The sequence below is a fragment of the Moraxella sp. Pampa genome, from assembly GCF_035181385.1.
Lineage (GTDB): Bacteria > Pseudomonadota > Gammaproteobacteria > Pseudomonadales > Moraxellaceae > Moraxella.
Window position 1 is genome coordinate 680,599 of sequence record NZ_JAXCJK010000001.1, and the last position, 26,351, is coordinate 706,949.

At 41.2% G+C, this 26,351-nt stretch carries 26 protein-coding genes; 16 read left to right on the forward strand and 10 right to left on the reverse strand.

Features of this window, described 5'->3' with window-relative positions; translation table 11 throughout:
* Positions 1 to 138: 138 nt before the first annotated feature.
* On the reverse strand, positions 139 to 570 hold the full coding sequence (gene ndk, locus R0123_RS03310) for a nucleoside-diphosphate kinase (protein WP_323841803.1): 432 nt from the start codon (positions 568 to 570) through the stop codon (positions 139 to 141).
* Between the two features lie 381 nt (positions 571 to 951).
* On the opposite strand from ndk, the gene ychF reads away from it, so the two are divergent.
* The 4 genes from ychF to R0123_RS03330 all read left to right on the forward strand — a co-directional run bounded on the left by ychF (position 952) and on the right by R0123_RS03330 (position 4,662).
* On the forward strand, positions 952 to 2,043 hold the full coding sequence (ychF, locus tag R0123_RS03315; RefSeq protein WP_323843098.1) for a redox-regulated ATPase YchF: 1,092 nt from the start codon (positions 952 to 954) through the stop codon (positions 2,041 to 2,043).
* 331 nt (positions 2,044 to 2,374) lie between these two features.
* Positions 2,375 to 2,839 carry a hypothetical protein gene (locus tag R0123_RS03320; RefSeq protein ID WP_323843099.1) on the forward strand — a complete coding sequence of 155 codons (465 nt, stop codon included), beginning with the start codon at positions 2,375 to 2,377 and terminating at the stop codon, positions 2,837 to 2,839.
* Between the two features lie 178 nt (positions 2,840 to 3,017).
* Complete coding sequence (locus R0123_RS03325; protein ID WP_323841800.1) at positions 3,018 to 3,728, forward strand: TetR family transcriptional regulator; 711 nt, start codon at positions 3,018 to 3,020, stop codon at positions 3,726 to 3,728.
* Between the two features lie 97 nt (positions 3,729 to 3,825).
* Positions 3,826 to 4,662: an exodeoxyribonuclease III gene (locus R0123_RS03330; RefSeq protein ID WP_323843100.1), complete on the forward strand. Its 837-nt coding sequence runs from the start codon at positions 3,826 to 3,828 to the stop codon at positions 4,660 to 4,662.
* A gap of 83 nt (positions 4,663 to 4,745) precedes the next feature.
* Here R0123_RS03330 and R0123_RS03335 read toward each other — a convergent pair whose 3' ends face one another.
* The 6 genes from R0123_RS03335 to mtgA form a co-directional block, all read right to left on the reverse strand.
* The gene (locus R0123_RS03335) at positions 4,746 to 5,279 is read right to left on the reverse strand and encodes a tetratricopeptide repeat protein (RefSeq protein WP_323843101.1); all 534 of its coding nucleotides are present in this window, start codon (positions 5,277 to 5,279) and stop codon (positions 4,746 to 4,748) included.
* A 132-nt stretch (positions 5,280 to 5,411) separates the two neighbouring features.
* Positions 5,412 to 5,945 (reverse strand): adenine phosphoribosyltransferase, encoded by a 534-nt coding sequence (apt, locus tag R0123_RS03340; protein WP_323841797.1) that lies wholly within the window; start codon positions 5,943 to 5,945, stop codon positions 5,412 to 5,414.
* Between the two features lie 109 nt (positions 5,946 to 6,054).
* A complete protein-coding gene (thiI, locus tag R0123_RS03345; RefSeq protein WP_323843102.1) occupies positions 6,055 to 7,515 on the reverse strand; it encodes a tRNA uracil 4-sulfurtransferase ThiI in 1,461 nt (486 codons plus the stop codon).
* A 127-nt stretch (positions 7,516 to 7,642) separates the two neighbouring features.
* Positions 7,643 to 8,107, reverse strand: coding sequence for a YchJ family protein (locus R0123_RS03350; protein WP_323843103.1), 465 nt, complete (start codon positions 8,105 to 8,107; stop codon positions 7,643 to 7,645).
* Positions 8,104 to 10,353 (reverse strand): polyphosphate kinase 1, encoded by a 2,250-nt coding sequence (gene ppk1, locus R0123_RS03355; RefSeq protein WP_416381682.1) that lies wholly within the window; start codon positions 10,351 to 10,353, stop codon positions 8,104 to 8,106. The genes R0123_RS03350 and ppk1 overlap by 4 nt, the downstream gene beginning before the upstream one ends.
* Before the next feature lie 103 nt (positions 10,354 to 10,456).
* The gene (mtgA, locus tag R0123_RS03360; RefSeq protein WP_323841794.1) at positions 10,457 to 11,131 is read right to left on the reverse strand and encodes a monofunctional biosynthetic peptidoglycan transglycosylase; all 675 of its coding nucleotides are present in this window, start codon (positions 11,129 to 11,131) and stop codon (positions 10,457 to 10,459) included.
* Between the two features lie 112 nt (positions 11,132 to 11,243).
* Here mtgA and R0123_RS03365 point away from each other — a divergent pair, with 112 nt between their 5' ends.
* The 3 genes from R0123_RS03365 (at position 11,244) to R0123_RS03375 (ending at position 15,163) form a co-directional block, all read left to right on the forward strand.
* Complete coding sequence (locus R0123_RS03365) at positions 11,244 to 11,627, forward strand: glutaredoxin family protein (protein WP_323843104.1); 384 nt, start codon at positions 11,244 to 11,246, stop codon at positions 11,625 to 11,627.
* A gap of 356 nt (positions 11,628 to 11,983) precedes the next feature.
* Complete coding sequence (locus tag R0123_RS03370; RefSeq protein ID WP_323841792.1) at positions 11,984 to 13,735, forward strand: L-lactate permease; 1,752 nt, start codon at positions 11,984 to 11,986, stop codon at positions 13,733 to 13,735.
* Between the two features lie 219 nt (positions 13,736 to 13,954).
* Positions 13,955 to 15,163, forward strand: coding sequence for an alpha-hydroxy acid oxidase (locus tag R0123_RS03375; protein ID WP_323841791.1), 1,209 nt, complete (start codon positions 13,955 to 13,957; stop codon positions 15,161 to 15,163).
* 122 nt (positions 15,164 to 15,285) lie between these two features.
* Here the strand turns inward: R0123_RS03375 and R0123_RS03380 are convergent, their stop codons facing one another.
* Both R0123_RS03380 and R0123_RS03385 read right to left on the reverse strand, forming a co-directional pair.
* Positions 15,286 to 17,124: a SurA N-terminal domain-containing protein gene (locus R0123_RS03380; RefSeq protein ID WP_323841790.1), complete on the reverse strand. Its 1,839-nt coding sequence runs from the start codon at positions 17,122 to 17,124 to the stop codon at positions 15,286 to 15,288.
* A 237-nt stretch (positions 17,125 to 17,361) separates the two neighbouring features.
* On the reverse strand, positions 17,362 to 17,694 hold the full coding sequence (locus tag R0123_RS03385) for an HU family DNA-binding protein (protein WP_323841868.1): 333 nt from the start codon (positions 17,692 to 17,694) through the stop codon (positions 17,362 to 17,364).
* A gap of 475 nt (positions 17,695 to 18,169) precedes the next feature.
* On the opposite strand from R0123_RS03385, the gene R0123_RS03390 reads away from it, so the two are divergent.
* From R0123_RS03390 to fdx, 9 genes are all read left to right on the forward strand, one after another.
* On the forward strand, positions 18,170 to 18,865 hold the full coding sequence (locus R0123_RS03390) for a hypothetical protein (RefSeq protein WP_323843105.1): 696 nt from the start codon (positions 18,170 to 18,172) through the stop codon (positions 18,863 to 18,865).
* Between the two features lie 379 nt (positions 18,866 to 19,244).
* On the forward strand, positions 19,245 to 19,757 hold the full coding sequence (locus R0123_RS03395; protein ID WP_323841788.1) for an Rrf2 family transcriptional regulator: 513 nt from the start codon (positions 19,245 to 19,247) through the stop codon (positions 19,755 to 19,757).
* Positions 19,754 to 20,977 carry an IscS subfamily cysteine desulfurase gene (locus R0123_RS03400; RefSeq protein WP_323841787.1) on the forward strand — a complete coding sequence of 408 codons (1,224 nt, stop codon included), beginning with the start codon at positions 19,754 to 19,756 and terminating at the stop codon, positions 20,975 to 20,977. Before R0123_RS03395 ends, R0123_RS03400 begins: the two co-directional genes overlap by 4 nt.
* Before the next feature lie 27 nt (positions 20,978 to 21,004).
* Positions 21,005 to 21,835 (forward strand): hypothetical protein, encoded by an 831-nt coding sequence (locus tag R0123_RS03405; protein WP_323843106.1) that lies wholly within the window; start codon positions 21,005 to 21,007, stop codon positions 21,833 to 21,835.
* Positions 21,836 to 21,916: 81 nt separating this feature from the next.
* On the forward strand, positions 21,917 to 22,297 hold the full coding sequence (iscU, locus tag R0123_RS03410; RefSeq protein ID WP_323843107.1) for a Fe-S cluster assembly scaffold IscU: 381 nt from the start codon (positions 21,917 to 21,919) through the stop codon (positions 22,295 to 22,297).
* 99 nt (positions 22,298 to 22,396) lie between these two features.
* The gene (gene iscA / locus R0123_RS03415) at positions 22,397 to 22,717 is read left to right on the forward strand and encodes an iron-sulfur cluster assembly protein IscA (RefSeq protein ID WP_323843108.1); all 321 of its coding nucleotides are present in this window, start codon (positions 22,397 to 22,399) and stop codon (positions 22,715 to 22,717) included.
* Between the two features lie 10 nt (positions 22,718 to 22,727).
* Positions 22,728 to 23,252, forward strand: a complete 525-nt coding sequence (hscB, locus tag R0123_RS03420) for a Fe-S protein assembly co-chaperone HscB (RefSeq protein ID WP_323843109.1) — start codon at positions 22,728 to 22,730, stop codon at positions 23,250 to 23,252.
* An 88-nt stretch (positions 23,253 to 23,340) separates the two neighbouring features.
* Entirely contained in the window at positions 23,341 to 25,206 is a 1,866-nt protein-coding gene (hscA, locus tag R0123_RS03425; RefSeq protein WP_323843110.1) for a Fe-S protein assembly chaperone HscA, read from the forward strand.
* Between the two features lie 61 nt (positions 25,207 to 25,267).
* Positions 25,268 to 25,606, forward strand: coding sequence for an ISC system 2Fe-2S type ferredoxin (gene fdx / locus R0123_RS03430; RefSeq protein ID WP_323843240.1), 339 nt, complete (start codon positions 25,268 to 25,270; stop codon positions 25,604 to 25,606).
* A gap of 69 nt (positions 25,607 to 25,675) precedes the next feature.
* Here the strand turns inward: fdx and purN are convergent, their stop codons facing one another.
* A complete protein-coding gene (purN, locus tag R0123_RS03435) occupies positions 25,676 to 26,323 on the reverse strand; it encodes a phosphoribosylglycinamide formyltransferase (RefSeq protein ID WP_323843111.1) in 648 nt (215 codons plus the stop codon).
* Positions 26,324 to 26,351 lie beyond the last annotated feature (28 nt).

A 26,351-nucleotide genomic window follows, 5' to 3' on the forward strand; every position in this document is an offset into this window, starting at 1 on the left:
ATATAAACAGCGTATTATACTAAAAATTTTAGTTAAAGTCATGAATTTTGTTGTCTAACAAATCCCAATCAAATAAAAACAGCCCATCAAAGACGGACTGTTTTTGTGTATCACCAAAAGGTTAGTACGGCAAATTAATTAACGAGTGCGTGGGAAAATCTCATCTGCACCAAAGAAGTAAGCGATTTCACGCTCGGCAGAAGTGGTGCTGTCAGAGCCATGAGCAGCGTTTTCATCAATACTTACCGCAAAATCTGCACGAATGGTACCCTGAGCTGCCTCAGCTGGGTTGGTTGCACCCAAGATATCACGGTGAGCCAAAACAGCATTTTCACCTTCTAGGACAGATACCACAACAGGACCTGATGTCATGAATGCTACCAAATCATTAAAAAAGCCACGCTCTTTGTGCTCAGCATAAAAACCTTCAGCTTCTTCACGAGTAAGATGCTTGTATTTAACAGCAACTGGTTTTAAGCCAGCCTTTTCAAAGCGAGCAATGATATCGCCAATGTGATTTTTACCAACTGCGTCTGGCTTAATGATAGATAAAGTGCGTTCGATTGCCATGATGATTTCCTTAATGTTTAAAAAGGGAGTAAAAAAATATTTACAAAGAATACTTTATAAAGCATCTGTTATTATAACAAGCAAAAAGTAATTTTGCACTCTTTTTTATTGATGAGTTGATGAACAGCCGTTAAGATGACAGATGGGCAAGTTGGTATTTAAGTGTTTACAATCCATTAATTCATATCAACCTCTCATTGGACAAATCGGACAAAATTTTTTTATGAATTTATAAAGATAAATGGTTATGATATTTATAAGTTTAGATTGGTAAGAATTGGTAGGCAAACCCAAGTGGATAGATTTTAATAAAGCATTTTTGATTAAAATCTGCTAAAATACCTATCACATTAATAGCTAAAAAAATCAAGAGAGAGCACTATGGGCTTTAATTGCGGTATCGTAGGCTTGCCAAATGTCGGCAAATCCACACTGTTTAATGCACTCACCCAAGCGGGCATCGCCGCCGAAAACTTCCCCTTTTGCACCAAAGACCCCAACACAGGCATCGTGCCTGTGCCAGACCCACGCCTAAAACAGCTTGCCGATATCGTAAAGCCTGAGCGAGTACTGCCGACCAGCATGGAGTTTGTGGACATTGCAGGGCTTGTGGCAGGGGCATCTAAGGGCGAGGGCATGGGCAATCAGTTTTTGGCAAATATCCGTGAAACGGACGCCATTGCCCATGTGGTACGCTGTTTTGATGACGACAATGTCATTCATGTAGACGGACAAGTCAATCCTTTGTCCGACATTGAGACCATCAACACCGAGCTTGCTTTGGCGGACTTGGAGGCGGTAAGCCGTGCCATCACCAACCTATCCAAAAAAGCCAAAGGGGGCGACAAAGACGCCCAAAGTGCCTTGGCGGTGATGCAAAAAATTGAGCCACTTTTGGCAGACGGCAAGCCCGCTCGCCTAGCAGGTCTTGACGATGACGAAAAAAAACTCATCAAAAGCTACGGTTTGATTACCCTAAAACCTGTGATGTATATCGCCAATGTGTCAGAAGACGGCTTTGACAACAACCCTTATCTTGACCAAGTGCGTGAATTTGCCAAAAGTGATAACGCCATTGTCGTGCCACTATGCAATCAAATAGAGGCGGAGATTGCCCTACTAGATGATGATGAAAAATCGGAGTTTTTGGCGGAAATGGGCATGAGCGAAGCAGGGCTTGACCGTGTCATCAGAGCAGGCTATGAGCTGTTAAAAATGCAAACTTATTTTACCGCAGGGGTCAAAGAAGTGCGTGCATGGACAGTGCCCGTGGGGGCGACCGCTCCAGAGGCGGCAGGGGTGATTCATACCGACTTTGAGCGGGGTTTTATTCGTGCCGAAGTGATTGGCTTTGACGATTTTATTACCCACAATGGCGAAAAAGGGGCGGCAGCGGCAGGTAAATCTCGTTTAGAAGGCAAAACCTATGTGGTGCAAGACGGCGATGTGATGCATTTTAGGTTTAATGTATAAAGGTTTAAATCATTGACCAAGATTGCAAAGTAAGCCGTTTGATTATTTAATGTGTTATTTAGCAAAAGGTTGGTATCATGGTATATCAACCTTTATTTTATCATTTAATTAAAATTAAATTACTCAATAATGAAATAAAAAATCAGCATTCCGCCAAGCCATCAAAATATGGCGGTGCCATAATAAATCACGACTGTTTGGCAATTTGGCAATGTCTTTATTTTTTAGATGTTTTTTATTGCAATCATTGCCACGCCATCATTGTTTTGTTATAATTTAGCTTGTAATAATATAGCATAAATATACTTTAATATACTTTGGAGTCATTTTCATGAAAAAAATTATCTTAGCATCACTCATCGCAACTCTTGGCCTGACCGCCTGCGATAAAAAACCAGCCGAGCCTGCACAGCCTACCACTGATACACAGTCTGCTGAAGTCAGCCCTGTCAATACTGATATGCAAGCAAGCGAGCATGACCATGATGACAAACACGACCATGCAGATCATGACCATGCAGATCATGACCATCATCACGATGCTGGCGACAAATTTCAATGTGGCGATAAAACCGTCCACATCGCTGTACACAATCACGAAGGTGAAATCGAAGCACACCTAACCGCAGATGACATCGTTTATGATTTAAATCAAGACCCTCAAGACAAACAACGCTTCATGACAGATGATGGTATTGAAGGCGAAGACAAGCCAATGACCCTAATCCTCAATGGCGACAAAGCACAAATACTAAACAACAGTAGCAATGTCTTGCTTGACTGCACCAAATCATAAGCCAAGCCAAACCCAATAAAAAAACCAGGCTTATTTTGCTTGGTTTTTTTTATTGCTGACATTCAGCAATTTCTTGTTAAAATGCAACATTTTATGAATTTCATTGAAAATATCATGAATTTTATTATAATATACACTCATTCACCAAGTTTTTAAAACAATTACAAAGAATATTGCCATGACCCAAGACAAACCTGCTACTCGTGAACAAAAAAAGCGTCAAACTCGCCAAGCATTTTTTAATGCTGTACTAGATCTGTGCATGACAGGGCAAGGATACAGCTCAATCAGCTTGCGTCAAGTAACACGCGAAGTGGGTGTGGTGCCAACTGCTTTTTATCGGCATTTTGATGATATGGAAAGTCTCGGCAAATCACTGGTGGAAGACGAGCTAGGCAGTGCGATGGCAATGCTGCGTGAACATATGCAACTTGGCAAAAAACGCAGTTTTGAACGCCAGATCGCCAAAAGTGTACAGCTATTTTTTAAAGCGGTAGATGCACAACCTCGTTACTGGCAATTCATCGCCAGCGAACGATTTGGTGGCTCAGAAGCGGTTCGTCATGCCATTAGCGAACAGATTAAATTTTTTGCCAAGGTGATGAGTGATGATTTGGCATTACAGCCTGCGTTTGAACATATCGGCAACGAAGACCGATATCTTTTGGCAGAAATTGGGGTAAATTTGAGTTTTTCTTGGATTATTGATTGGCTTGAACTCACCTACCTACCCAACCTTGCTGACGAAGATAATGAAGAAGACATGCCTCATACCAACTTGGACAGTCAAAAAAAAGCCATGTTGCATCGCTGTACACGCCAAATGCAAATGCTACTTTATGGAGCGTATAATTGGAAATCAAACGAAGAAACAGTCATCGGGGACTGATTTATAAAAAATAAGTTGCTCAAACGACTGATTTTTTTTGCCCCACAAAAAGCCATTATGTTAAAATAAACAAAATTTTAACATAAAACAATCCATCATGCCCTATCTACACCGAACCAAATCCCATCACAATGTCAATAGCGATAAACTATTGCGTGTCGTCTCTATTAATGTCAATGGATTGCGTGCTGCTGAGAAAAAAGGTTTATTTGACTGGCTAGCACAATCTGAAGCTGATGTTGTGTGTATGCAAGAAACTCGCATCACACACGAACAATGGACAGACAAATTCAAGCCAGACGGCTGGTATGCTCATCTATTTTCCGCTGAGCGTGCAGGCTATGCAGGCACCGCCATTTATAGTCGCCTGCCCATCAGTTCAGTCAGTCGTGGTCTTGGTTTTGAATTGGCTGATTCACAAGGTCGATTTATCACAGCAGAGTTTGATTTGGGGCTGGACAAACCTGTATTCATCTCATCGCTGTATCTGCCATCTGGTTCGTCAGGTGATGATGCTCAAGCCCGCAAAGATTTATTTTTAGACAAATACAAAGCCATATTACAAAGCTGGCGTAATGAAGATAAATCTGTCATCATCTGTGGCGACTACAATATTGTGCACAAACGCATCGACATCAAAAACTGGTCTGGCAACCAAAAAGCCTCAGGTTGTCTACCACACGAAAGAGCATGGCTAGACCATATCTACGATGAGCTCGGCTATGTCGATACTTTCCGTATCGTGCGTAAAGAATCAGATGTTTATTCGTGGTGGTCAAATCGTGGACAAGCTCGTGCTAAAAATGTGGGCTGGCGTATTGACTATCAAGCTTGTTCACCAGATTGGGCAGAGCGTACGGTGGGTGCGTGGGTGTATAAAGATACTTGGTTTTCTGACCATGCTCCTGTAGTGATTGATTATATGATTGGCTAATCTAATTTCAAAGCCACGCCAATCATCAAACACACACAAGAAAAAAGAAAAAAGCAGTAATTACTGCCTTTTTCTTTTTTAAATCAATAGCCCTGCTGATGAAGTCGTTTGTAATCATCACAGCCTTGCTGCTCACCCAAATCACAGGCCTTGCCATACCATTGTTTGGCAGTGCTTTTATTTTGCTCAACACCATCACCATAATCATAGCTCACACCAATCATACCAGTAGCTTTTGCATGACCTTGAGCATGAGCTTTTTTATACCACACCATCGCTTCGGTATAATTTTGACTGACACCATATCCACTGCCATACATCCAGCCCAGATTATACTGAGCATTTGCATCGCCTTGTTCAGCAGCTTTTTTATACCAACTTGCCGCTTGCTGATAGTCTTGTGGCACGCCATATCCCTTGCGATACATCACACCCAAATTGTTTTGGGCATTTGCATCGCCCTGCTCCGCCAGTTTTTTTAAGATAGGGAAAGCTTGAGTATAGTTTTGATTATTATAATAAAACATGGCTGTACCAAAATCATTCGCCAATACAGGCATTGCTGCACTTAGGGTACACGCTAAAATAACAGCAGATAAAGCAGATGTTAATTTCATCGGTCTTTTCCTTTACAAAAAAATGGTTTTGACCATTATAACCAAAACCATGCAAAAAAGCCAGTAATGCCAAGCATTCACATCAACAAAAAAGCGGGGTAAATATCATTACTTTTTTTTACTCTGTTGGTATCATTCTTGAAAATCCACCAAAGAAAATGGCTCAATACCAAGTTCTTGCAATCTAATATCGCCACCCAAGCCATCTAGCCAAATCACAAAGGCAGCGTGCTGCACCACACCACCCAATCGACGAATCAGCTTAACAGTCGCCTCCACCGTACCGCCTGTCGCCAATAAATCATCAATGATGAGAATATTATCACCAGCGCTGATGGCATCGGTGTGGATTTGTAGTGTGTCTTTGCCATATTCTAAGGTATAAGACTGGGCGATGGTCTGTCTGGGTAGTTTATTTGGCTTACGCACCAACACAAATGGCACGCCCAACGCCAAGGCAATCGGCGCGCCAAAGATAAAGCCACGAGACTCGGTACTGACAATCTTGGTGATTGATTTATCTTGATACTGCGCCACCATGGCATCAACCACCGCTTTGAATGCCTCAGGGTTTTCTAGCAATGAAGTAATATCACGAAAAATAACGCCTGCTTTTGGGTAATTGGGAATTGATTTGATGGATGATTTGATGAGTTTGTTATTCATGTTACCACTTTAATGGTTAATAAGCTGATGGTCAATACTGGTTGATCAACTTGATAAACATTAACAACCACCATTTGATCAGCGGATCAATAAGATTCTTAAAAATAGGTCATTTAGACTGTATGGGTTTTAATACTTTGATGTTATCAAAACCTTTATCTTTTAGGTGCATTGCTTGCAAACCACTCATCACACCACGCTGGCAATATAGCAGATAGGTTTTGCTCTGATCAAGATTGCCAAATCCAGCACCAAGACGATAAAATGGCATCTGTATCACCGCATGGGCATCACTGATATCTAAAGGCTTATCATCAATCTCATCAGGTGTACGAATGTCTATTACAATTTCACCTGACAAGACATCATGAACCACCTCAATCGCCTGTTCTTTATGCTGTTCATTGGCAATATCACGAATATCAATGCAAGTGGCACGATTGATGGCGTCATCAAGAATGGTGAAATCAAAATTTTCTTCGGTTTTAATGATCTGATGCTCAACAGTCTTAACCAATGGGCTTTTGGAAATCACACCACAAAATTCAGGCATGGATTTAGCAATATCGGCCGAACCAATGCGTTCTGCCATTGCCACAATGCTTTGTTTGTCATGCGTAATGAGCGGTCTTAGCACCAAAACATCACTGGCCTTATCAATCATATGTAAGTTGGTTAAAGTTTGGCTGGCCACTTGTCCAAGTGCCTCACCTGTTACAAGTGCTTGAATACGATGGTATTTAGCGATGGTACTTGCTGCACGCATCATCATGCGTTTAAGCACCACACCCATCTGCGAATCATCAATTTTGGTCAAAATCTCTGTTACCACAGGCTCAAAATCTACCGTAATAAAACGAACCTTGTGCGAGCTGCCATAGCGTTGCCAAAGCTGATACGCCATTTGCTTCGTACCAACCTCATGTATTTTCCCGCCCAAATTAAAAAACACATAATGCACACGACTGCCACGACGCATGAACATATAGCTTGCCACGCCAGAATCAAAACCCCCAGAAATCAAAGACAATACATCTTCTTGGGTGCTGATTGGAAAGCCACCCAAGCCTTCATGTCGCTCTTTAATGAACAGCAACTCATCATGGTCAATTTCTAGTTTGACCGTAACATCAGGGTTTTTGAGCTGAACTTTGGCACTTTGGATGTGCTGATTCAGACCACCACCGACATAACGCATCACTTCTAGTGAATCAAAATCGTGCTTACCACGGCGTTTGACACGCACACAAAAAGTCTTATCATGCAAGTCATTACCCACTCTATCAAGTGTTTGCAAAAAAATGTCATGCAAATCTGTAAAAGACGATTGTTCCACCACCAAAATATGATGAATGCCTGGTATGCAAATCAGTTCACCAAGTAGCACATCACACAGATTGTCATCGCCAAATCGCACCTCCAAAAATCCCCAATGGCAAATAACTCGCACACGCTCATCATGACGCACCAAAATATTGTGAATATTACCTCTTAACACCTTAACAAATCGCTTACGAACCGATTCGCTTTTCATGATGATTTCTGGGAATAATTTGACGATAAACTTCATAACCAAGCCAAAAAGTAGAATATATAAAATAAAAAGGCATATTATACACCTTTTTATCGTTTTACTGATTTAAAAATCCAAACAATCAACTTTTGCCATGCCAAAACTGCCAAACATCACGCCAGCATCACACCAAAAACTTTTTGCAACAAACTTTAAACTTTTCACCACTACCACACAAACAAGGTTGTTTATTGGTTAGGTCGGTAGGGACTGTTGGATCAAGAAAATACCAGCGGTCATCAACCTTAACAAAGCTGGACAGTTCATCATGACAACATTCTTTATCGCCATCATAAAAATAAGCCTTAAAATGCACTTGGGCATGGCGTTTATCCACCTTAGGGGTATGACTGATGAGCATAAGATTTGTCCATCTCGTCTGGTCTGCCCAAGATTGCAAGGCAGACTTATCAAGCAGATTTTGCTGGGCTGGTACGGTCGTCTTAATGATGTAGTCAATATTTTTCAAATAAAATGCCGAAAAGCGAGACTGCATTAACCACTGAGCGTCAGTAGCAACAACGCTAAAATCATGAAGTGGCTGACAACATTTTTGGTAATAGCTACCGCCACAAGGACAACGCATCATGAGCAGATTTTCTCCAATAGGATTTGTTGTGCATCGTGAATTTTTTTACCATCATGGTGCACCTGATTCCATTCACCACGCCCGTCCAGCTCCCATGCCTGAACATTATCTTGTAGATAATTCATGAGCCCATCTTGATAGATTTGTTTAAATAATTTTTTATCCAATATGGGAAAAGCCACTTCCACACGGTGTAATAAATTTCTATCCATCAAATCAGCACTGGAACAAAATAAGCGTTCTTGACCACCGTTATCTTTGTCATTACCAAAATAATACACGCGTGTATGCTCCAAGAATCTACCCACCACTGAACGCACACGAATATTTTCAGACAAGTCTTTTACCTGAGGACGCAGACAACAAATTGAACGAACAATCAAATCAATCTGAACACCTGCACGACTTGCCTCATACAGCTTGTTGATCATTTGGCGTTCGGTAATGGCATTACATTTCATGATAATGCGTCCTTTTTTGCCATTTTTGGCGTGTTCAATTTCATCATTAATCATTTGTACCAAACCATCATGCAAAGTAAATGGTGCATGTAAAATTTGATGCGAGGGCATTGGGCGACCCATGCCTGTTAATTGCATGAATACGCCATGCACATCTTCACAAATGTGCTGATCTGCGGTGAACAGGCCGTAGTCGGTGTAGGCTTTGGCATTGCCTGCATGATAGTTACCCGTGCCAAGGTGTGCATAACGACAAATCCGCTCTTCTTCACGGCGTACAATGAGCATCAGCTTACCATGTGTCTTATAACCAACAACACCATAAACTACCACCGCACCTGCTTCTTGGAGCATATTAGCAACTGCGATGTTGCTCGCCTCATCAAAGCGTGCTCGCAGTTCAATGACAGCGGTAACTTCCTTACCATTACGAGCGGCTGCAGCAAGCGCCTGTACAATTTCAGAATTTGTACCAGAACGATAAATTGTCTGCTTGATGGCCAGCACATTAGGATCATTTGCCGCCTCCCAAAGCAGGTTGACCACAGGCATGAAAGAGTGAAATGGGTGATGCACCAGCACATCTTGCTTTTTGATGACATGAAACATAGATGCGTCACTTTCTTTGGTAATACGCCCTGCCTCTACACCACGAAATGCCCTAGGAATGGCATGAGTAAATGGCATAAATTTTAATTCAGGTTTGGCAAAACTGGTCAACATTCGTGTCAAGTTCACAGGTCCATTAACACGGTATAGCTGGCTTTCATTGAGTTCAAACTCTTGTAATAAAAATTCATAAGTTTCTTTTGGGCAATTGGTTGTAACCTCTAAGCGTACTTTATGTCCAAAGCGACGATTGTCCAGCTCTCCTTCAAGTGCTTTTGCCAAATCTTCAACATCATCTGCCAAGGCCAAGTCAGCATTGCGAGTTAGGCGAAACTGATGACAGCCTATGACTTTCATGCCCAAAAAAAGCTCGCCTACATGCTCATGAATGACCGCCGATAGCATCACATGATGATCCTTGCCATCGGTCAGCTCATCAGGCAGGCGAATGACGCGTGGCAAAGAGCGTGGTGCAGGGACGATGGCACGGTTAATGTCTCGCCCAAAAGCATCTTTACCCTCAAGGCTGACAATGAAATTTAACGACTTATTAACAAGGCGTGGAAATGGGTGGGCAGGGTCAATACTGATTGGCGTTAAAACTGGTAGCACTTGTAAAAAGAAATATTCACGCATCCACGCCTTTTGTGCATCTGTCAGCTCGTGGCGTTTTAGATAACGAATGTCCGACTTGGCAAGTTCTGGTAAAATTTCTTCATTTAAAATACGATACTGTTCATCGACTGCACGGTGTGCCACTTGGCTAATTTCCGCCAAAAGCTCAGAAGGCTTACGCCCATCAAGACTGCTTGATTTATTACCATTTTTCATCTTTTGAAGCAGTCCTGCCACACGAATTTCAAAAAATTCGTCCATGTTTGATGAAAAAATTGTCAAAAAAAGCATTCTCTCAAGCAATGGGTGCCTTGGATTGACTGCCTGTGCCAATACTCGCAATTGAAAACGCAAAGTTGATAAATCACGGTTAATATAGCATTCAGGCTCAAACTTACCCGTCTGATTGATGATTTTTTGAATAAGATGCAAATCAGCAGGCGGTGGTACAGTACCTAGCACGCTCTGCATGGCTTGCTGTTCTATGCTTTGAATGACTTGCTCACTTGGTGTGTTATTGATAGTGTTAATGATGTTTTGACCATTGGTGCCTTGAGTCATATTTACCCTCCTAAAAAAACATCAACCGATTGTCTTAATATTTTTTTAAATGTCTTTTGATATTAAATTTATTGTCCTAATTTTGTGCAAATGCACCACAAAGTCATTTGGGTAAAACCGCACCATTCATACGACGCAAAATAATCCGCTGTTTGTTGCGTAGGCGTTTGGCATTTTTATTTTTTTGAAAATATTTGGGGTTTGGCAACATACCAATCAAAAGCGCTGATTGTTCACGACTTAAATTTTTGGCAGTCTTGCCATAATAATGTTGTGCCGCTGCCTCAATGCCATAAATACCATCACCAAATTCTGCAACATTCAAATACACTTCCAAGATGCGTTTTTTGTCCCAAACAGACTCCATCATCATCGTAATGATCGCCTCTTCACCCTTACGAATGTATGAGCGATGCGATGTTAAAAACAGATTTTTGGCAAGCTGCTGGGTGATGGTTGAACCACCCATAGACACAGCACCATCTGCCTCGTTGCGTTTGATGGCAAGCTCAATGCTTTGAAAATCAAAACCATGATGCTGGCTAAATTTGGCATCTTCACTGACGATGGCAGCCTGCTTGGCTGATTTGGCAATATTTTCATACCCCACCCAAGTTTGCGTTACCGAACCACCATTGATACGATGTGCCAACATAAAAGCTGACTCAGTAACTGGCATGGCCTTACCTGCAACCAACAACATTGCAACCATCATATTAAAACCCAAAAAAACCACCAAAATGGGCAGAAAAATCCAACAAAACAGTTTTTTTAACACAGAACAGCCCTAGTTTACGATATAATGACAAAGTTTTAGTAGCACAACCTGCCATCATCAATTAAAAAAATACCTCACTAGGTATTGTACACCATTTTTGGCTTTTGTCCTTATGAATAATCAGCAATTTATCCATCATCTGACCAATTTAACCACCAGTCGTTTTGCTTTAAACCAGCTTTGCGATGATGATTTTAAAGCTTTTCATCATCGATTATTATCAGAGTTTGATATCCAAAGCACCTCAAACGACTGGCATTTGATAGGCACCAAGGGTTGTCATTTGTGCGATGAGGTCAATCACCTGCTATCACAAGTCAATGCCACCAAAACTTTACCAAACATTTGCCAACTTGATTTGACAGACGCTAATGATGACTTTCTCATTGATACACTTGGTCTGACAATTCCTGTTTTGCTCACACCAAAAAAAATACTGTGCTACCCATTTGGTGTGATGGATATTTTCTCATTGGTTCATCATCGTGCGTTTTGAACAGCATTTAGTAATTTAATAATTAATATTAAATAATAATGATTGTCATCATCAATAAATCATATTTTCTGAACAAATAAAACATTGATATTTAACGATTTTTTAAAATATGATTAAAAATAAAATGGTAAATTACCACCCTTATTAACGCATTACACTCAAAAAATAATATTAAAAAATAACATCAACATATTCCTTTTTGATAAAAAAGTGAGTAAAATGCCACTGAATTTTAAGTGGTGATCACTTAACTGTTCTACTTTAATATCTTTTTTATAAAAAACAAACCATAATTTGATGTGCTATATCATTTTATTTAGCATTTAACATTAAGATGGTTACATGGAGCGTCTATCATGCTTACCTTTTTGGCACTATTGCCAATTCTCATTGTTTTTGCCTTGCTGGTTGTGATGCGTCTGCCCGCCAAAATTGCAATGGCGATTGCTTATTTTTCAACAGCGGCATTATCTTATTTCGTTTGGCATACCAGTGGCAACCAAGTCGCTGCTGCTACCATTCATGGTGTATTGACCGCCGTAAATGTCTTATTCATTGTATTTTCTGCAATTTTACTGCTCAACACCATCAAAGAGTCTAGTGCGATTGTTGCCATTCGTCAAGGCTTTATGAATATAACTCCTGACCGCCGTGTACAGATGATTATCGTTGCATGGTTATTTGGTTCACTGATTGAAGGTTCTACAGGCTGGGGTACACCCTCTGCAGTGGGTGCACCACTGTTACTTGCCTTAGGATTCCCTGCAATGGCTTGTGTGATGGCAATTCTCATCATTCAATCTACACCTGTATCATATGGTGCGGTAGGCACACCAATTTTAATCGGTGTGAATTCAGGTCTTGAAAACAAAGAAGATGTGAGTGCTGCCATTGCCGAGCAAGGCATTGCTTTTGGCGATTATATTGTGCAAATCGGTGCAAATGTCGGCTTTGTACACTCAGTGGTTGGCTTCTTAATCCCTCTGATTTTATGCGGGTTTTTGACACGATTCTTTGGTGAAAAGCGTTCATTCACTGAAGGCTTAAAGGCTGCACCGTTTGCAATTTTTGCAGGACTTGCCTTTACCATTCCTTATTACCTGACTGCCACATTTATCGGTCCAGAGTTGCCATCACTGATCGGTTCTGTTGTTGGTCTTACCATTGTTGTTCCTGCAGCAAAATATGGCTTTTTAACACCAAAACAAACCTTTGATTTTGCACCAAGAAATGAGTGGGAAGATGATTGGAAAGGCACACTTGCCGCCACCAATGTAGACATTAATGAAACATCAAAATTCTCTGTCATGCGTGCATTTACGCCATACTTGCTGGTGATTGGCATCTTGGTTGCTACTCGTACCATCAAGCCATTAAAGGCATGGCTTAATGAAAATGCGGTGATTACTTTTAGCAACATACTAGACACCTCAATCACCAATAAAACTCAACTGCTGTATTCACCTGGTACGGTACTATTGCTTGTCTCTATCATCTGCATTTTCTTATTTGGCATGAAAGGCGACACAATCAAAAAAAGCTGGTCAGCTTCTGGCAAAACCATGCTTGCCGCTGCACCCGCCCTGCTATTTTCAATTCCAATGGTACAAGTATTCATCAACTCTGGCACACCTGCCGATGTTGCTGAGCCAATCCTTGCTATGCCAAAAGTCCTAGCGGCAGGTGCTGCCAGCGTTTTTGCAGATATGTGGCCATTGGTTTCCCCTTGGATTGGTGCATTGGGTGCATTCATTGCAGGCTCAAATACTGTATCCAACATGATGTTTAGTCATTTTCAATGGAGTACTGCCGCACAAATTGACCTAAACGCCATTGAAGCTGCTAAAGTTGTTGCTCTACAAGCGGTTGGTGGTGCAGCAGGCAACATGATTAGCGTGCATAATGTTGTTGCAGCCTGTGCAGTTGTGGGCATGATTAACCGAGAAGGTATGATCATTCGCAAGACCTTGATTGCCATGACTTACTATGCCATTCAGGCAGGTTTGGTTGGTATGGCAATCATTTTCAACCCTATCTGGTGGGTTGGTGCCATCATTTGGCCGATTGTATTTTTTGGCGTAATGTCAAAAACTGGTGCTAAAGCCTAAACACTTTTCATGCATCACAAAACAGGTTTGTCAATCAAGCCTGTTTTTATTTTAATTTTAATCATTTTTTTAAAAAGATGACAAAATCATTGGGATTTTGAACAAAAAAGCGGTAAAATAAACAACGAAAATTGATCATATTTTTATTTTTTTACACCCTAATGATTGGGTAAATTTTTAATATTGACATTTTATAAACTCATCAAAGAAGGTCGTCTTATGGCAGATTTAAGCAAAATTACCGAGATTGAAGATTTGCGTCGTATCGCTGAACGCAAAGTACCACGCATGTTCTATGACTATGTAGATTCAGGCTCATGGACTCAGACCACCTACCGCAATAATGAAACTGACTTTGATCGCATTAAGCTACGCCAACGGGTGCTGGTAGATATGGAAGGTCGCTCACTTGCTACCAAGATGATTGGGCAAGAAGTGCATATGCCTGTGGCAATCGCCCCAACTGGCTTTACGGGCATGATGTGGGCAGATGGTGAGATTCATGCTGCTCGTGCCGCTGAAAAATTTGGCATTCCTTTTTCACTGTCTACCATGTCAATTTGCTCCATTGAAGATGTGGCAGAAAATACCACCAAACCCTTTTGGTTTCAGCTTTATGTCATGCGTGATAAGAAATTCATGGAAAATCTTATCCATCGTGCTAAAGCGGCCAACTGCTCTGCCCTTATCTTAACAGCAGACTTACAAGTACTTGGACAACGCCACAAAGACATCAAAAATGGCCTATCAGCACCACCAAAACCTACCCTAAAAAACATCATCAATCTCATGACCAAGCCTGAGTGGTGTTTTAATATGCTTGGCACCAAACGCCATACATTTCGCAATATTGTGGGTCATGCCGAAGGCGTTGGCGACTTATCAAGTTTGTCATCATGGACAGCCGAACAGTTTGATCCACGCCTAAACTGGGACGATGTCGCTCGCATTAAAGACTTATGGGGTGGTCCGCTGATTATCAAGGGTATCATGGAACCAGAAGATGCTGTATTAGCCGCTCGCTCTGGCGCAGATGCCATGGTGATTTCTAATCACGGCGGTCGCCAACTTGATGGTGCACCAAGCTCTATTTCTGCCTTATCTGACTGCGTTCAAGCTGTACAAGCTGAAAACTCAAACTGTGAGGTCTGGTTGGATAGTGGCATTCGTTCAGGTCAAGATGTGTTAAAAGCAATTGCCCTTGGTGCAAAAGGTACGATGATTGGGCGTTCATTCTTGTATGGCTTAGGTGCTTATGGCGAAGATGGTGTACGCCGTGCATTGGAGATTATTTATAAAGAATGTGATATTACAATGGCATTTTGTGGCCACACCAACATTAACACCGTCAATGAAGACATCTTTATTAAAGGAACTTACGAAAATCTAAAATCCTCCAACCCTCACATCACACCAATTCGCTGGTAAAAAGAGGGTTTGATATAAAGATTTAAGTAATATCATATGCACATAGGCCACATTATTTACATATGATATCTTTTAGACCATAAAAAACCACGCTCATTAGCGTGGTTTTTTATACACCCTGCTTATCTTAATGCGTCTTTATTTACTTTGACAGTTGTGGTATTTTTAAGGTACTCAATATAGTCTGATAGCTGATCTTGTCCGATATTATCACGAATCATCAAGGCAGCTTGCATTCTCTCTACCGCTGAGATTTGTGCAGTTGCTTGTGTACTAACAGGTCCACCCACAATCACACTCGCCCCATTTTCTGTTTGTACCGCCCAAACATCATGAGCATTTGATTGATGCAAGAATAAACTTGAACGCTCTTGAGGGGATAAGTTTGGATTTTGTCGTGTAGTCATACCAAAATTTGCACTTGGTAACATCAATGATTTGGCATTGGTGGCCTTAGCATCACTGACAACCTTTTTGGCAGCATCAAGTGCCAGTTGAGTGGCTTTTTGTTTGGTAAGCACCGCCTTGATGTCGTTACTTGCCTCTGACAATGTTAAGCTCTTAGCCTCTTGATGATTGGTTGGTTGCACCCAAACGGTTTTATCACCTAATGTAATATTAGCACTAACAGCTTGATCCTGAATGGTAAAATCATCAAATGCTGCTGCAATCACCACAGGCTGTGCCAATGCTGTACTATTATTTTGCTTTGGATAATTTTTAATGATTTTCGTTGAAAGACCTGCTTCTGAGGCAATATCAGCAACACCCATACCATCGGTTGCCATTGTATTAATTTTACCAATCAAATCATTATAAGCCACTTGGCGTTGTTTTTCAGTTGCCATTTTCACCAATTCATCACGCACACCATCAACTGTCACATCACCAAGTTTGGTTACTTTAAAAATCTGATACCCAAAACTTGTCTTAACAGGCATACTGACCTGACCAACTTTCAGACCTGCCAACGCTGCATTGACCGCCCCTGCATCACGACCAAAAACAGCAGGATTATACTTGCCAATATAGCCACCTGATTTACCACTTGGATCATCAGAATATGCCTTAGCAAGCGATTCAAAAGATTCACCTTTGTCTAGCTTAGCCTTAATATCATCAGCTTTGGTTTTGGCATCAGTACCAGAAAGTAGGATTTGCGACAGCTCACGACCATCAGTCATGCCTTTTTGCTGTAAATAAGCATCAAACTGAGCGGTAACATCTGCATCGCTTGGCGGACCAACTTTTATGTCATTGGGCATCAGCTCAATATAAGTTAAATCTACCGACTCTGGACGGATTAACTTATCTTTATTGGCATTATAATACGCCTCAATCTCAGCTTGCGACACCGTAATACCATTGACATAATCTTGCCAGTCAAAGCGATGCACCCAAACCTCTCGGGTTTCTAATTGCAGGTCAATCAAGCGACTGACCTGTGCATCTGGATAAATCGCTGTACCCAAAATACTTGCTGTCAATTGACGAATGTTTAGCTGCGTGCGAAATCTATCAAAAAGTTCATCTTTGGTCAGATTGTTATTCTGCAAAAATAGTGCAAAAATATCGTTAGAAAATTGCCCATTCTCATGAAAGCTCCCATCTTGGGCAATCAGGCGACTGATCGCCTCATCTGAAACCGTCATACCCAAAATATGTGCCTGATTTTGTAATAACGCACGACTGATGAGCGACTCAATCACTTCATCAACCAGTGCCTCTTCATTAATCATGCTAGGATCATTTCTTTGTAAAAGCTGTGTGCGATAGCTATTTAATTCAGATTGAAATACATTCATTCCGATTGTGCTGTCCCCCGCTCGAATCAGCTCATTTGAACCCATCGCACCGCCACCACCGATGCCCTGTACGCCCAAAAATGCCATTGGCACCAAAATCAGCCCCATCATTATCCGACCTGGCCAACTTTGCAAAAAATCACGCAATTTTTCCATAAGAAGTCACTTTTTTAGAAAATTCAATTAAAGAAATTAAACCTTACTATAATACGCTAAATCTTAAAAATACTCAAAATTTTTTCATATTTTTTTATTGACGCCAGATAAGTTTTGCTTTAAATAATAAAGCAAATAAACCTAATATCTTTTCATCAGGCAAGATAAAATGCTCAACAAAAAACGCCCCTGTTTTGCAAAGGGCGTTTATTGTCTATAAGTAAGGTGCTGTGAAAATTAATTCACCGCATCTTTTAAACCTTTACCTGCTTTAAAGCCTGGCACTTTGCTGGCAGCGATTTGTAGCGGTTCGCCAGTTTTTGGATTGCGACCACTACGAGCAGCACGCTCTTTTACGCTAAAAGTACCAAAACCAACCAATACCACATCATCACCACGCACCAACGCACCTTGTACGCTTGAAGTGAATGCGTTTAGTGCCTTAGCAGCTTGATCTTTGGTTAGACCAGCTTCGTTTGCAATTGCGTCAACTAGTTCTGACTTATTCATATGAAAATTCCTCACAACGGTAGAGTTAAATGAATCAAATAGTATACCAACAAACAACATTGCGTCTGTCGTTGTGTTCATTGTATGATTATCGCTGGTTATTTACAAGTAGCTAACTGCAAAAATCTTGTAAAATTTACAAAAAACCAGTGAAAAGTTTGTAAAAATCTTTCAATTGGCTAAAAAATTGATGATAACGCAAATACAAACCCTCACTTACTGATGCGTTTTTTAGTCATAATAAAACCTTATAGCAAAATCACCCACAATACGCAAGCAAATTTATACAAAAATTTATACAAATATGTAATTTATGCGGTAAAAATCGTATATTTTTTGCAAAAATCTGCAATTTTTTGCACAGTTATTTTGATTTTTGGATTTTTTAGGATACAATCTTAATCAAGCGTACAATCAAGCTTCAAACAAGGTTTACCTTGTTTAATGAATCAAATGAGTTTAATTAAGATAAATTTAAAATTTAAATCAGTTTCAGTTATTGTAAATATTTACAAATAAACCCTAGGATAATTTTATGACGGCTCACCCAATCCAATCTAAAAACAGCTCTTTAGCCAATGACACTGCCAAACCATCTGGTGCGATTTCACAAGGTGTTTTAAATGTCATGTTGGTTTTTTTAGAATCAGCAATGACTCTCATGCTCAGATTCAACCCAAAATTACGCCAACTTGCCTATCCACTCGTTCAAGATGGTGCTGTGGTCAGTATTCGTACTTATCTACCTCATGTACAAGTATTTGCCACTTTTAATCAGCATGGCATTTTACTTGACACCCAATTACCCACCCATAAAGAAACCGCTGATATCATGGTGAATGCTTATAGCTTTCAGCTCATGAGCGTGCTTAGCAATCACAGTATTGATGCGGTTGAAAAACTGCAAATCCGTGGCAATCAAACACAAGTAACACAGCTTAAAGAGTTTTTGGTACAACTTGGTGTCGGTGGCGTAATAGATCAACTTTTGCGAAAAGTCAAAAAAACATCGGAAAATAAAGCAACACCACAAGACCACGCTGAAAAAATCAGCGAGCTTAAAGCAAAGCTGTCCAATCAATCTAACAAAATTGATGAATTAAGCACCCAAAACGCTCGTCTTAGTACTCAGCTTGTTGAAGCCAAAAACAAACAAAAAAGCACTTTTATTGGTTTTATTATTGCAAGTTTATTGGCGGTCATCTCGTTATTTTCTCATTTATTTTTTTAATTCATGCAAACTGGTTTAATTTTTTTAAAGTGATTGGAAAACTTAGTAAAAATAAAAGCGTACCACCAGATACGCTTTTATTTTAATCAATTGACCATATTCTTAACTTATTACCCATTTACCAAAGGCGTTTGAGCCATTCAATGACATATCTTGCCCAGCACTCGCTGCCATCTTTATTTTTTTACATCAAATACCATCACATCAATTTATTTTATCAATACAGATATTTGATAAAAAATATAACAAACGCAATCAAACAATCTTGACCTATTTACTCGGAATTATTATAATAACAACAGTTTATTACTCTTACTTTTTTTATTTTATTCAAAACAAAATAAATAGCAGCAACTGAATATTTTTAGGTATTTTTAGTATGCGTTTAACCACTCGTGGCAGATATGCAGTTACTGCCCTACTTGACTTGGCAGTACAAGAAAACCGTCATCAAGGTGCAGTCTCACTGTCTGACATCGCCAAACGACAATCCATCTCTATTTCATACCTCGAACAATTATTCTCAAAACTTCGTAAAAAAGGTTTGGTCAATAGCACACGAGGTGCTTCTGGTGGTTATCATCTTGCCAAACCTCTTGATGAAATTGACATCATGAGTATTATTACTGCTGTTGATGAAAGCGTAAATGCCATGCAATGTGGCGGTAAAGGCGATTGTCAAGATGGCACCATGTGCTTAACACATGACTTATGGTATAATTTATCTGCCCATATTGAAGCGTATTTAAGTAATGTTACTCTTGATCAATTGCTTAATTCAAAAAACACACAAAATATCGCTGACCGCCAAGAGCACAAAATTCACGGTGATAAAGGCGATAAAAAAGAACACATTAACACCATTAACTTACTTGGGGTAAATCCAGCATGAGCCAGAATTCCTTAATTTATCTAGACTACGCCGCCACCACACCAATCGCCCAAGAAGTGGCGGACAAGATGGTCAAATACATGACCTTTGACGGGGTGTTTGGTAACCCTGCCAGTCGCTCGCACGGTTTTGGCTGGCAAGCCGAAGAAGCGGTAGAAAACGCCCGCTTGCAGATTGCCGAGACGGTGGGTGCCGACAGCCGTGAGATTGTGTTTACCAGTGGGGCGACCGAGTCGGACAACCTTGCTCTAAAAGGCGTGGCACATTTTTACCACAGCAAAGGCAAGCACATTATCACCAGCAAAATTGAGCATAAAGCCATTTTGGACACTTGTCGTCAGCTTGAAGAAGAAGGCTTTGATATTACCTATCTTGACCCTGAGGCAGGCACAGGCTTGATTACCCTTGATATGGTCAAAAATGCCGTGCGTGAAGACACCATTTTGGTGAGCCTAATGGCGGTCAATAACGAGCTTGGCACGACCACCGATATTGCCAGCATTGGCGAGTTTTTGCGTGAAAAAGGCGTGCTTTTTCACGTGGACGCCGCCCAAGCGGTTGGCAAAATCAAGATTGACCTTGAAACACTCAAAGTGGATTTGATGAGCTTTTCTGCCCACAAAATCTACGGCCCCAAAGGCATTGGTGCCTTGTATGTCCGCCGTAAACCCCGTGTGCGACTCAAAGCCGAACAGCACGGCGGTGGACACGAGCGTGGAATGCGTTCTGGCACGCTAGCGACCCACCAAATCGTGGGAATGGGCGAGGCGTTTGCTTTGTCTGCCAAACGCTTTGATGAAGACCACGCCCACATCAAGGCTTTGCGTGATAAATTGTGGAATGGCTTACAAGACATTGAAGAGATTTATCTAAACGGCAGTTTTGAGTCTGGCATTCCCAATATTTTAAATGTGAGCTTTAACTTTATTGAAGGCGAAAGCCTGATGATGAGCCTAAAAGATTTGGCGGTATCAAGCGGTTCGGCGTGTACTTCTGCCACACTTGAACCGTCTTATGTCTTGCGTGCCATCGGACGCCCTGATGAGCTTGCCCACTCGTCTATCCGTTTTAGTTTTGGGCGTTATACCACCGAAAAAGACATTGACGCGGTGCTTGCCCAAATCAAAGAAGCGGTGGACAAACTGCGTGAACTGTCGCCTCTGTGGGATATGTTCAAAGAAGGCGTAGATTTTAGTAAGGTTGAGTGGCAAGAGCATTGATTTTGCTAGAATTTTTAGGAAACTAAAATGAAAAAACTCGCAATTGGTCTAATCTTATTGGTAAGCGTTAATGCAAACGCCCAAACTGTGTTGCCCACTTACGCCCCAAATCAGCCTTTAACCGCTGTTGCCTATAACGATGAAAACACAGGTGCGATGACCCAAAAAATGACAGTTTTTTTGTCAGATGGGTCATACTGCACAGCGATGGCGGGCGTGGGTGCCTTAGCCTTTATACAAGGTAAATGGCATAGACAAGGCGATCAAGTTACTACCACTTTGTATTCCGCTTCTCCTATCATCACTGGCGAATGGAGAATTACAAACGGCATAACAACTGGCGTGCTGATTGATAATTGGCTTATTGAAAGCTTTAACGAACCGTTTTTGGTTGGCTTTGGTAATAAAACACCGACAAAATTGGACATTTATGACCCCAAAAAAGGCACAAGTACGCTCCCTATTCCAAAAGGGGCAACGCACTTTTTTGTTGGTGCATACAAACAAGGGGCAACCAAACACACTTTGATACGATTTTCACTGAATTATAATCAGTTGCCACCTCCTGAAGAAGGTACAACCTATAATTTGGAAGTCATTGGGTATCCTAATGAGTTTAAAAATCAAGATGTGAATATACAATACAATATCCAAAATGGACAGCTGTTTGAAGTAATGCTAGTTGATGATATTGACTATACTCAAACGCTATCAAATCCATTGGTATTAAGCGACAAAGATAAGGCACAAAGTTTATATAGAGCCTGCACGCTTGACCCAGCCAGCGAAAGCGACAACCAAAAATACGCCTTTGCCCAAAAAGATATGATTGAATGGCAAGGCAAGGTTGCACCCTAAACTTATTTATGATTTTATTTTTTAAAGGTAATTTTCTAGCCGTCAGCAAGACAAGTTACCTCAAACCAAGAGAGAAAACCTATGGCATATTCAGACAAGGTCATTGACCATTACGAAAACCCCCGCAATGTGGGCAATCTTGACAAAAACGCCAAAAATGTTGGCACAGGTATGGTGGGTGCGCCTGCCTGTGGCGATGTGATGCGTTTGCAAATCCAAGTTGATGACGGCGTGATTACCGATGCCAAATTCAAAACCTACGGCTGTGGCTCTGCGATTGCGTCAAGCTCACTGGTTACCGAGTGGCTCAAAGGCAAAAGCCTAGACGAAGCGGCCGCCATCAAAAACAAAGATATCGCCACAGAATTGGCACTGCCCCCTGTCAAGGTGCATTGCTCGGTGCTGGCAGAAGATGCGATTAAAGCGGCGATTGAAGACTATCAAGCCAAAATGTCTGCCTAATGTCGTTAAGTAATATAAAGCCCAAGTTTTAATTGGTGTGGTGGTTTTTGACTGATTAAAACTTGGCAAATCCTACTTGCAAATCTTAAAAGGCACTTTATGATTTACTTAACCCAAAATTCTGTCAAACACATCAAAGATTTTTTGGCAAATCGTGGCAAAGGCGAAGGCATTCGGGTGGGCGTGCGTACCGCAGGCTGTTCGGGGCTTGCCTATGTGCTTGAATTTGTGGACGAACCCAATGACAGCGATGTGCGTTTTGACAATGACGGTGTGGGCGTGTTTGTGGACCCCAAAAGTTTGGTGTATTTGGACGGTCTAAAAATGGACTATGTTACCGAAGGGCTAAACTCTGGCTTTAAATTTATCAACCCCAACCAAACAGGCGAATGCGGTTGTGGCGAATCGTTTACAGTATAGTTGGTGTCTTATGTCTTTGAATAAAAACAATTTTTTTGAATTATTCGGCTTGCCTGTATCTTTTGAGATTGATAAAAACACACTCAAAAAATCACTACTAGCCTTACAAAAACAATATCACCCCGACCAAGCCAGTAGTGATACAATACCGACACAAATGGCATCACTCATCAACCATGCTTTTGATACACTAAATCGTGATGACACTCGCGCTTCTCATTTGCTCAGTCTTGCTGGTGTAACATGCGATTTGAATGCGTCAATTAATGATTGGGATTTTTTGGACGAAATGTTAGAATATCGTATGGCACTAGATGATGCTAACAATAGCGAGGATTTAAACCAAATTCTAGCCGATATCAATGCTAAAAAATCAGCTTTTAATGCCAAATTTTCTTCATCTTACCATAGTCAAGATTGGCAAAAAGCAATCAGTCATGCGCAAAAAATTCAGTTTTTAGAAAAGCTTACGATTGATGTTGAGCACAAGCTGACCGAAAACTTGAACACACCTGATGATGACCTTTATGTGTGATAGCTTAGTGTTCTTGAAATTTATCAGTCAGCCATTTTTCATTTGCCGTCTTAGATAGACTGCACATAGCCAGCTTTTAAGAGATACCATGTCTTTATTGCAAATTAGCGAACCCAACCAATCAAAAAACCCTCATCAACACCGTTTTGCCTTAGGCATTGACTTAGGCACAACACACTCTTTAGTTGGTGTGGTACGCTCTGGGCGTGCCGATGTTCTAAACTTTGGCGACAGTCCACTTTTACCAAGCGTGGTCTATTATGGGGACAAATCCAATCGCCCTTTGGTCGGCAAACCAGCCTTGCAGTACAGCGAAGATGGCAAAAATACCATCATATCCGCCAAGCGGTTCATGGGTCGTAGCAAAGCGGATATTAAATTTTCTCACCCATACACTTTATCAGGTGGCAAGCATACCATGCCGACTTTTGTTACTGCACAAGGTGAAAAATCACCCGTAGAAACATCGGCTCATATATTGTCGCATTTAAAACACCACGCCGAAGCCATCTTACCGCCCAACAGCATCGCAGGAGCAGTAATCACTGTGCCAGCTTATTTTGATGAAGCACAACGCACAGCCACTAAAGACGCAGCAACCACAGCGGGATTGACCGTACTTCGCTTATTAAATGAACCAACCGCTGCTGCCATTGCCTATGGACTGGATAAGAATGCCTCAGAGGGCATCTATTTGGTGTATGATTTGGGTGGTGGAACATTTGATGTATCAATTCTTCGCTTGTCTGATGGCGTGTTTGAAGTGCTTGCCACAGGTGGCAATAGTGCCTTGGGCGGTGATGACATTGATCGATTGATTGCCAATCATCTGATAAAAACCGCCAAACTTAATCCTAATGATATCAGCAATCAAGAAAAATCAAACCTTGCCAAACTTTCACGACAGCACAAGCAAGCACTCAGTACAAGCCATGCCACAATGATTGAAACTGATATTGCCGATACGCCTACTCAGATAATACTAAATAACCATATCCTTGCTGACATTATTGAGCCTGTAACTCGTCGCACTCTACAGATCTGCCAGCAAGTGCTACAAGATGCCAAAATCAGCAAAGCCGATGTATGTGAAGTTGTTTTGGTTGGTGGCTCAACCAGAATGCCAACCATTCAAAAGGCGGTAAGAGAATTCTTTGATAAAGAACCACTTTGTACACTAAATCCCGATGAAGTCGTGGCACTTGGTGCAGCTCGTGTTGCCGATCAGCTGATTAACAAGCGTGATGATAATTTGTTATTGCTTGATGTAACGCCATTATCTTTAGGGCTTGAAACCATGGGCGGGTTGACTGAGGTCATCATTCCTAGAAACACACCAATTCCCGTGGCACGCCGTCAGATTTTCACCACACATCAAGACAATCAAACAGGCATGGTAATCCATGTCGTGCAAGGCGAGCGAGAAACAGTGGCAGACTGTCGTACTTTGGCACGCTTTGAACTATATGGCATTCCACCAATGAAAGCAGGGCACGCACGCATTGAGGTCAGCTTTAATATTGATGCCAACGGACAACTGACCGTTTCTGCCCAAGAAACAACCACAGGTGCACGCAGTCAAATTCAAGTCAGTCCAAGCTATGGGCTCTCCGCCAAGCAACAAGAACAGCTATTGCGTGCTGGTTTTGAGTATGCCAATGAAGATAAGCGTCTTCGCATGCTGATTGAGGCCAAAGTTGAAGCTGAGAGAGAAATCCTTGCCTTAGAGTCCGCTTTGGTGGAATTTTCCCATTTGCTAAATATTGATGAACAATCTAAGCTTCAATTTGCCATACAAGAGCTACGCCAAGCTCTAAATAGCGATGATAAAAAGGTAATTGATACTGCCAACAGTAGACTTAAACCCCTAAGCGACCATTTTGCCGCTGTCATCATGGATCAAAATGTCAAGTCAGCACTCACAGGGACAAACACCTCTGATTGGCAAAGCTGAATCATTTATTAAAATTGACCAACTTGAATCAACCAATGAAGATGAAAAAAGCGAGAAAATTATGGTAACCGTAACCATTCTACCCCATCATGAAATTTGCCCACAAGGTGCAACAGTTGAACTTAAAACAGGTGAAAACCTACTTGAAGGACTGCATGAACACGGCATCAAGATTGAACACGCCTGCGATATGTCAAAGGCCTGCACCACTTGCCATGTCATCATGCGTGAAGGCTTTGATAGCTTAGAAGAAATGGACGATGTTGAGGGCGATTTACTTGATCGTGCATGGGGGTTGGAACCAAACTCCCGCCTATCTTGTCAATGCATCATCGCTGACAAAGATTTGATCATAGAAATCCCAAAATATACTTTAAACCATGCCAAAGAAAACCACTGATTAACTACAAACAATATAAAATCCCCAATTTCTTTGATAAAAATTGGGGATTTTTTTTGTACATAGCCATCAATCAAAACGCAACTTAATTGGTACTGGTATATTGATGGAAATTGGTGTTTTGTTAAGCGACAACACACCTTTTACAATGAGTTCTAGCGTAAATAACACCAACCGATGTTCCAGCTTTTGCACTCTCAGGCGTAAACTTTCTGGCGTATCATCATACCTCACAATCAGCATCGCCTGAGTCAACACCTGCCCTGCATCAAGCTCTGCTGTTACCAAATGCACACTGCAACCATGCTCAGTTTCACCAGACTTTAAGATACGCTCGTGCGTGTCTAAGCCCTTATAATTTGGCAATAATGATGGGTGCAAATTTATCATCGCACATGGTGCATTTTGAATGAATTCTGACGATAAAACACGCATAAAGCCCGCCAATACCACCAAATCAGGTGACCATTCATTGAGCAATTCTAACGCATGCTTTTCAAAGGTGCGAATGCCCATTTTCTTGCCACTTGCCACATGAGACAGCACCGCTGTGTCTACGCCAGCAATTTTGGCACGAGTAACCGCATAAGCATCTGCAACATTACTGATGACACCGACAATTTCAATCGGCAGATGACCTGCTTGCATGGCATCAAGCATCACTTGTAAATTTGAGCCATTACCCGATACCAAGACAGCAATTTTTAGCTTTTTCATGTTTTTATTTCTATCAACAAAACCAACC